Consider the following 7,869-nt stretch of genomic DNA (forward strand, 5'->3'; position numbering starts at 1 on the left):
GTCGCCGCCGTCCTGCGCGGCGTCGCCGGCCACGAGCCGCCGCAGGCCGCCGTGCGCCGCCTGCTGGCGCTCGGCCACACGTCGGGCACGGACCTGGCGCACGGCGTCCTCGCCGGCTGCCGCGCCGCCCTCGGAGGGCGCGTATGAGGGACTGGGTCGAGGTGCGGCGGGGGGGCTACCACGATTCGGTCACGCTGATGCGGGTGAGCCGGCGGCTGTCGGAGCGGCCGGGCGTCGCCGGGGCCATGGTCGCGATGGGCACCGGGCTGAACCGCGAGATGTTCGGCCGCATGGGCTTCGCCGTGCCGGACGAGGCCGGGCCCGACGACCTGGTCGTGGCGATCCGGGTCGAGGACGAGGGACCCGGCGGAGCCGGACTGGACGAGGCCAGGGAGGCGCTGGAGGGACTGCTGCGGGAGGCGTCCCGCCCACCCTCGCGGGAGGGCCGGCTGGGGGCGCCGGCGCCGGCCAGGACAACCGGGTCCGCGGCGGCCCGCGGCGAGGCGACCGTGGCGCTGCTGTCGGTGCCGGGCCCGCACGTCTTCCCCGAGGCGATGGACGCCCTGGACGCCGGCCTCAACGTGATGATCTTCAGCGACAACGTGCCGGTCGCGCAGGAGATCGCGCTGAAGGAGGCGGCGGCGCGGCGCGGGCTGATCGTGATGGGCCCGGACTGCGGGACCGCCGTGGTCGGCGGTGCGGGCCTGGGGTTCGCCAACGCGGTGCGGCCCGGCCCGGTGGGCGTCGTCGCGGCGTCCGGGACGGGCGCGCAGCAGCTGATGTGCCTGCTGGACGCCGCGGGCGCCGGCGTCAGCCACGTGCTCGGCGTCGGCGGGCGGGACCTGTCGCCCGAGGTGAGCGGACGGTCGGCGCTGGCCGCGCTGGCCGCGCTGGACGCCGACCCGGCCACCGACCTGATCGTGCTGGTGTCCAAGCCGCCCGCGCCGCAGGTGCTGGACCTGATCCGGGAGGCGGCGCGGCGCCTGGACACCCCGGTGGTGTTCGCGCTTCCGCTGCCCGGCGAGGACGACCTGACGCGGGCCGCGGAGAAGGCGCTGAGGGCGCTCGGCCGGCCCGTCCCGGCGTGGCCCCGCTGGACCTCCCCGCGCGCCGCCGCGCCCGTGCGCGGGCGGGCGCTGCGCGGCCTGTTCGCGGGCGGGACGCTGCGCGACGAGGCCGAGATGATCGCGCGGGACGCGCTCGGCCGGGATCTGGAGGCGCGCGGCCACCGGTTCACCGACTTCGGCGACGACGCCTACACGCGGGGCCGCCCGCACCCGATGATCGACCCGACGCTGCGGCTGGAGGCCCTGCGCGCCGAGGCCGCCGACGACGGCTGCGGCGTCCTGCTCCTGGACGTGGTGCTCGGGTACGGCGCCGAGCCCGATCCGGCCGCCGCCCTCGCCCCGGCCGTCGCCGCGGCGCTGCGGGACCGCTCCGACCTCGCCGTGGTGGTGTCGTTGTGCGGGACGCCGGCCGACCCGCAGGACCGCGACCGGCAGGCCGTCGCGCTGTGCGAGGCGGGCGCCGACGTGTTCGCCTCCAACGCGCAGGCGACCCGGCACGCCCTCACGCTGGTGGACGGGCCGATCGTCGAAGGGACGCCCCGATGAGCGACGAGCGGGACACGCGCCGCGACACGCACCGCGACACGCACCGCGCCCACCGGCTGGGCGGGCTGCTCTCGCGCGAGCCGAGCGTCGTCGCGACCGGCGTGGAGGTGCTCGCGAGCGCGCTCGCCGACCAGGCCGTCCCGGTGGAGGCCGTCGACTGGCGGCCGCCGCCCGCCGGGACGGAGGCGGCGCTGGCGGCGGTCCTCGGCGCCCCCGGCCACGCCGAGGCCAACGCGCGCGCCGTCCGGCGGATGGTGACGGCGCGCCCGCACCTGGTGGACGTGCGCCCCGCGCGCGACGTGCTCGGCCTGGAGCCGGGGACGTTCCTGCACGCCGGCCCGCCGCTGGAGTGGGACCGCGCGTCCGGCCCCATGCGCGGCGCCCTCGTCGGAGCGATGCTCCTCGAAGGGCTCGCCGAGACGCCGCGCGGCGCCGAGCGCCGGCTGGAGCGCGGCGCGGCCGTGTTCGAGCCGTGCCACCACCACGCCGCGGTCGGCCCGATGGCGGGCGTCGTCAGCCCGTCCATGTGGATGCTCGTGGTCGAGGACGCCGAGCACGGCGGGACCTCCTACTGCTCGCTCAACGAGGGCCTCGGGAAGGTGCTGCGGTACGGGGCGTACGGGCCGGAGGTGATCGAGCGGCTGGCGTGGATGGGCGAGGTGCTCGGCCCGGCCCTGCGGGAGGCCGTGCGGCGGCACGGTCCGCTCGACCTGATGTCGCTCATCGCGCAGGCTCTGCAGATGGGCGACGAGCTGCACAACCGCAACCGGGCGGCGACGTCGCTGCTGCTGCGCGAGCTGGCGCCCGCGCTCGCGGCGGCCGAGGAGGTGCCCCGGGCGAGGGCCGCCGAGGCGCTGGCGTTCGCGGCGGGCAACGACCACTTCTTCCTCAACGCGGGGATGGCGGCGGCGAAGGCGTGCGCGGACGCGGCCCGCGGCGTGCCCGGTTCCAGCCTCGTCGTGGCGATGGCCCGCAACGGCACCGACTTCGGCATCCAGGTGTCGGGGACGGGCGACCGCTGGTTCACCGGCCCCGCCGGCGTCCCGGACGGCCTCTACCTCGGCGGCTACGGCCCGGACGACGCCAACCCCGACATCGGCGACTCGGCGATCACCGAGACGGCCGGGATGGGCGGGTTCGCGCTCGCCGCCGCGCCCGCGATCGTGCGGTTCGTGGGCGGCGAGGTCCCCGACGCGGTCGCCGCCACCCAGCGGATGTACGAGATCACCCTGGCCGAGCACCCGGTGCTGCAGATCCCGCTGCTGTCCTTCCGGGGCACCCCGGTGGGCGTGGACGTCGCCCGCGTCGTCCGCACCGGGATCCTGCCCGTCATCGACACCGGCATCGCCGGGCGGGAGGCCGGCACGGGCCAGGTCGGCGCGGGCCTGGTCGAGCCGCCCGCGAACGTGTTCGCCGACGCCCTGCACGCCCTCGCGGAGACGGTGTAGCGGGAGCGGCGGGGCGCTGGCTCCCGCCTCGGCGACGGCGGGGTAACGTCGCCCGCATGAGCGAGTCGATCACCGGGGGGCGCGCCCTGACGGGCGAGCAGTACGCGCTGAGCGCGGGGCACTACCAGGCCGTCGTCACCGAGTCGGGCGCGAGCCTGCGGGAGCTGACCCACCGGGGGCTCCCGCTGGTGCTGACGCACGGCGCCGACGAGCCGGCCCCGGCCGCGTCCGGGCACCTGCTGGTCCCGTGGCCGAACCGCGTCGACCGCGGCGGCTACGCGTACGGCGGCGAGGCGCACCGGCTCGACCTGTCCGAGCCCGACCGGGACTGCGCCATCCACGGGCTGGTCCGCTGGGCGGCGTGGACGGCCGCCGAGCACGAGCCCGACCGGGTGCGGCTCACGCACCGGCTGCTCGGCGCGGCCGGGTACCCGTTCCGCCTCGACCTGGAGGCCGAGTACGTCCTCGACGCCGCCGAGGGCCTGCGCGTGCGGATGACCGCGCGCAACACCGGGACGCGGACCGCCCCCTACGGCCACGGCGCGCACCCCTACCTGACGGTCGGCGAACCCGTCGACGGCTGCACGGTCACGCTCGGTGCCGACCGGTACCTCCCGGTGGACGACCGGACGATCCCCTCCGGGCCGTCCCTGGACGTCACCGGCACCCCGTACGACCTGCGCACCGGGCCCGTGTTCGGCGACCGGCGGATCGACAACGCGTTCACCGGGCTCAACCGCGACGGCCACGGCCGCGCCTGGGCCACCCTGTCCGGGAGCGACCGCACGGTCGCGCTCTGGGCCGACGAGGTGCACCCGTGGATGGAGGTCTACACCGCCGACCACGCCCCGCGCCCGCGGATGGGGCTGGGCGTCGAGCCCATGACCTGCCCGCCCAACGCGTTCGTGTCCGGGGAGGACGTCGTGGACCTCGAACCGGGCGCCGAGTTCAGCGGAACCTGGGGAATCCGGGCGTCCTGATCACGCCGGATCGGTTCCCTCCCCGGCGGCCGTTGGGGGATCATTGCAGGGTGAACCTCAGCGTCTCCTCGTACGACGATCTGTCCGCGCGCATCGCCACCGTCCGCGACGTCCACGGCGAGCGCTTCCCCGGCGGCGCGGAAGGCCGCCAGCCGGTCCACACGGTGTACGTCCCGGCGGACCGGTTCTCCCGCTCGACGCCCTCCGACTTCGGCGCCGAGGCGCTGCGGCTGCTGAACACGCACACGCCGGGCGCCGGGTCGTTCGGCGCGGCGTTCGGGCTCGATCCGGAACTCGCCGGGCCGGTGCGGGAGCGCGTCGCGGCGAAACTGGCCGCCGAGCCGGTGGAGGACGTCCGGATCGACTTCGAGGACGGCTACGGGGTGCGCGACGACCAGGAGGAGGACGCCCACGTCGAGCAGGTCGTCGAGGCGGTCGCCGCCGCGTACCAGGTGAAGGGCCTGCCGCACTACTGGGGGCTGCGGGTCAAGTCGTTCACCGACGGCGGCCACGAGCGCGCGATGCGGACGCTGGACGGCTTCCTCACCGCGCTGCGCGACCGGCTCGGCCGGCTGCCCGGCGGGTTCACCATCACCTTCCCCAAGGCGACCTCGATCGATCACGTCAGGCTGTTCGTGGAGTTCCTGGACCGGCTGGAGACCTCGCTCGGGCTGCCGCAGGGCATCCTGCGGTTCGAGATCCAGATCGAGACGCCGCAGGCGCTGATGGACCACGAGGAGGACCGGATCGGACTCCAGTCCTTCGTCACCGAGGCGCAGGGCCGCATCACCGCCGCCCACTTCGGCGTGTTCGACTACACCGCCGCGCTCGGCCTGCCGCCGCACGAGCAGCGGCTCGACCACCCCGCCTGCGACTTCGCCCGGCACATCATGCAGGTGTCGCTCGCGGGCACCGGGGTGCGGCTGTCGGACGGCTCCACCAACATCATCCCCCGCAACGACGGGCCCGACGAGGTGAACGCCGCGTGGGCCGCGCACGCCGCGCACGTCCGGCACTCGCTGGCGCACGGCTTCTACCAGGGCTGGGACCTGCATCCCGCGCACCTGCCGAGCCGGTACGCGGCCGTGTACGCCTTCCACCTGAACGGCGCCGACGACGTGATCGGACGGGTCCGCGCCTGGCACGAGCAGGCGGGGAACGGGAGCGGCGTCCTGGACGAGCCCGCCACCGTCAAGGCGCTCACCGCCCGGCTGCGCCGTGCGGTCGACTGCGGGGCGCTGGACGAGAGCGTCCTTCCCGCGGGCGGCTGAGCGCGGACAGGTCTTCCGGGGTGTCGATGTCGTCGGGCGCGGCGACGTCGTCGCACGGGACGGGCGTCACCAGCTCCGGGTGGGCGCGCAGGTAGCCGCGCGCCCCCTGGTCGCCGACCGCCGCCTCGGCGACGCCGGCGAGATGCCCCGCGGCCAGCAGGACGGGGTTGCGCGGCGCACCCCCGTAGGTGGCGACCGCGATGCCCGCGCCCTCCTCGAACGCCGCGACCAGCCGTCGCACGGCGGCGGGCGTCACCAGGGGCTGGTCGACCAGCGCGACGACCACGGCGGGGCAGCCGGGCGGCAGCGCGGCGAGCCCGGCGCGCAGGGACGAGCCCATGCCGTCGCGCCAGTCGGGGTTGGGCACGACGACGGCGCCGATGACCTCGATCTGCGCGGCGCCCGCCACCACCAGGACCGGGGAGCAGCCCCCGTCCCGCAGCGTGCGGACGCCCCGGTCGACGAGCCGCTCGCCGTCCAGCTCCAGCGTCGCCTTGGGACGGCCGAGGCGGCGGCCCTCCCCCGCCGCGAGCAGCAGGCCGGCCGGTGCTTCCTCACTGCGCAACGTCATCCCGCGAGGGTAGTGCCGTCAGCCCGACTCGGCGTGGATGCGGCCGCTGGTGTCGGTGAGCGGGCGGCCGGAACCGCCCCAGCGCAGCTGCACCAGCTCCGCCGCGATCGACACGGCCGTCTCCTCCGGCGTGCGGGCCCCGAGGTCCAGGCCGATCGGCGAGCGCAGCCGGGCCAGCTCGGCGCCGGTCAGGCCCGCCTCGCGGAGCCGCGCCGTCCGGTCGTCGTGGGTGCGGCGCGAGCCCATCGCGCCGACGTAGCCGGCCTCGGTGCGCAGCGCCACCTCCAGCAGCGGCACGTCGAACTTGGGGTCGTGGGTGAGGACGCAGATCGCCGTACGCCCGTCGATGGCGTCGCGCGTCTCCTCCAGGAACTTGTGCGGCCACTTCACCACGACCTCGTCGGCCTCGGGGAACCGCTTGGGCGTCGCGAACACCGGCCGCGCGTCGCACACCGTCACGTGGTAGCCGAGGAACTTGCCGATCCGGGCGACGGCCGCCGCGAAGTCGATCGCGCCGAACACCAGCAGCCGCGGCGGCGGCGCGAACGAGTGCACGAAGACGGTGAGGTCGTCCAGCCGCCGCTCCCCCTCCGGCCCGTAGTGCCGCTGGCCGGTGAGGCCCTGGGCGAGCATGCCGCGCGCGTCGTCGTCCACCGCCGCGTCGAGGCGGGCCGCGTGCGGGGCGCCGGGCGCGAGGGATCCGGACGCGCGGTCGGTCCAGACCACGCGGCGGGCGCCGATCCGGCCGGGCCCGGCCACGACGGTGGCGACCGCGACCGGCTCGCGCGCCTCGATGGCGGCGGCGACGTCGGCGAACTCGGGGAAGGTGTCCGGGCCGACGGGCTCCACCAGCACGTCCAGGATCCCGCCGCAGGTCAGCCCGACGGCGAACGCGTCGTCGTCGCTCACCCCGTACCGCTGGACGACGGGTTCGCCGGTCTCCAGGACCGTCCGCCCCAGCTCGTACACCGCGCCCTCGACGCAGCCGCCGGACACGCTGCCCGCGACCTCCCCGTCGGGCGAGACCGCCATCGCCGCCCCCGGAGGGCGCGGCGCGCTGCGGAAGGTGTTCACGACGGTCGCGAGCGCGAACGTCCGCCCGGACCCGTACCAGCCGGCGATGTCGCCGAGCACGTCACGCATGAGCCCTCCCCTTTCCGGCGCCCGCGACGAGGCGGGCCAGTTCCTCCAGCGCCGCGAGGCTGTGCCCGGAGGTGAAGTCGTCGACGTGCTGGAGCGCCGCGGCCATCCCCGCGGTCAGCGGCTCGTACCCGGGCCGCGCCTTGTGCGGGTTCGCCCACACCACCCGGTGCGCGAGCCGGTGCAGCCGCGCCATCTGCGCGCCGAGCAGCCCGGCGTCGCCGCGCTCCCACCCGTCCGAGGCGATCACCACGACGGCGCCGCGCGCCAGCCCCCGCTGCCCGAACCGGTCGAGGAACTCCTTCAGCTCCTCGCCGAGGCGCGTGCCGCCGCTCCAGTCCGGGATGGCCGCGGACGCCGCCGCCATCGCCGCGTCCGGGTCGCGGTGCCGCAGCTCCCGGGTGAGGCGGGTGAGGCGCGTCCCCGCGCTGAACACCTCGACGTCCCGGCCGCCCGAGCGCGCGGCGGCGTGCGCGAACCGCAGCAGCGCGTCGGCGTACGGGCTCATCGACCCGCTGACGTCCACGATCAGCACGACCCGGCGCGGCCGGGTGCGATGGCTCCGGTGCCGGAGCAGGGACGTCTCGCCACCGCGCCGCAGCGTCTCCCGGACGGTGCGGGCGGGGTCGAGCCGCCCGGTCGGCGTCGGCGCGAACCGCCGCGACCTGCGCCGCTCGGCGCCCGCGTCCAGCAGGGCGATGAGCCGCGCGACCTCGGCGCGCTCGGCGGCGCCGAGCCGCGCGACAGGAAGGTCCCCGACCAGCCACGTCATCGCCAACTGCGACGACCCGCTGGTCACCTGGGGCGCGTCCACGGCCAAGAGCGTCACCTGGGTCGCCGCGGGCC

The 7,869-nt window shown here is 76.6% G+C and carries 8 protein-coding genes; 5 read left to right on the forward strand and 3 right to left on the reverse strand.

Features of this window, described 5'->3' with window-relative positions; all coding sequences use genetic code 11:
• The first annotated feature begins 12 nt into the window (after window positions 1-12).
• The 5 genes from ABWI04_RS40645 to ABWI04_RS40665 are packed head-to-tail and all read left to right on the forward strand — an operon-like array spanning window position 13 to window position 5,312.
• Window positions 13-147 carry an oxamate carbamoyltransferase subunit AllH family protein gene (locus tag ABWI04_RS40645; RefSeq protein ID WP_353835744.1) on the forward strand — a complete coding sequence of 45 codons (135 nt, stop codon included), beginning with the start codon at window positions 13-15 and terminating at the stop codon, window positions 145-147.
• A complete protein-coding gene (locus ABWI04_RS40650) occupies window positions 144-1,613 on the forward strand; it encodes an AllF/FdrA family protein (protein WP_353835741.1) in 1,470 nt (489 codons plus the stop codon). The genes ABWI04_RS40645 and ABWI04_RS40650 overlap by 4 nt, the downstream gene beginning before the upstream one ends.
• The gene (locus ABWI04_RS40655; RefSeq protein WP_345184679.1) at window positions 1,610-3,061 is read left to right on the forward strand and encodes a YlbE family protein; all 1,452 of its coding nucleotides are present in this window, start codon (window positions 1,610-1,612) and stop codon (window positions 3,059-3,061) included. Before ABWI04_RS40650 ends, ABWI04_RS40655 begins: the two co-directional genes overlap by 4 nt.
• 56 nt (window positions 3,062-3,117) lie before the next feature.
• Window positions 3,118-4,041 carry an aldose 1-epimerase family protein gene (locus ABWI04_RS40660; RefSeq protein ID WP_353835742.1) on the forward strand — a complete coding sequence of 308 codons (924 nt, stop codon included), beginning with the start codon at window positions 3,118-3,120 and terminating at the stop codon, window positions 4,039-4,041.
• Window positions 4,042-4,091: 50 nt separating this feature from the next.
• Complete coding sequence (locus tag ABWI04_RS40665) at window positions 4,092-5,312, forward strand: DUF6986 family protein (RefSeq protein WP_345184684.1); 1,221 nt, start codon at window positions 4,092-4,094, stop codon at window positions 5,310-5,312.
• Here ABWI04_RS40665 and ABWI04_RS40670 read toward each other — a convergent pair.
• From ABWI04_RS40670 to ABWI04_RS40680, 3 genes are all read right to left on the reverse strand, one after another.
• The gene (locus ABWI04_RS40670) at window positions 5,242-5,883 is read right to left on the reverse strand and encodes a nucleotidyltransferase family protein (RefSeq protein ID WP_345184686.1); all 642 of its coding nucleotides are present in this window, start codon (window positions 5,881-5,883) and stop codon (window positions 5,242-5,244) included. The genes ABWI04_RS40665 and ABWI04_RS40670 overlap by 71 nt on opposite strands.
• Before the next feature lie 18 nt (window positions 5,884-5,901).
• Window positions 5,902-7,026: an XdhC family protein gene (locus ABWI04_RS40675; protein WP_345184688.1), complete on the reverse strand. Its 1,125-nt coding sequence runs from the start codon at window positions 7,024-7,026 to the stop codon at window positions 5,902-5,904.
• Window positions 7,019-7,869: vWA domain-containing protein (locus ABWI04_RS40680; protein WP_353835743.1), on the reverse strand; the 851-nt coding region annotated here is incomplete at its 5' end. The genes ABWI04_RS40680 and ABWI04_RS40675, both read right to left, overlap by 8 nt.

The sequence above is a fragment of the Actinomadura sp. NPDC000929 genome (genome assembly GCF_040492065.1).
In the GTDB taxonomy this organism is placed as follows: Bacteria; Actinomycetota; Actinomycetes; order Streptosporangiales; family Streptosporangiaceae; genus Spirillospora; species Spirillospora verrucosospora.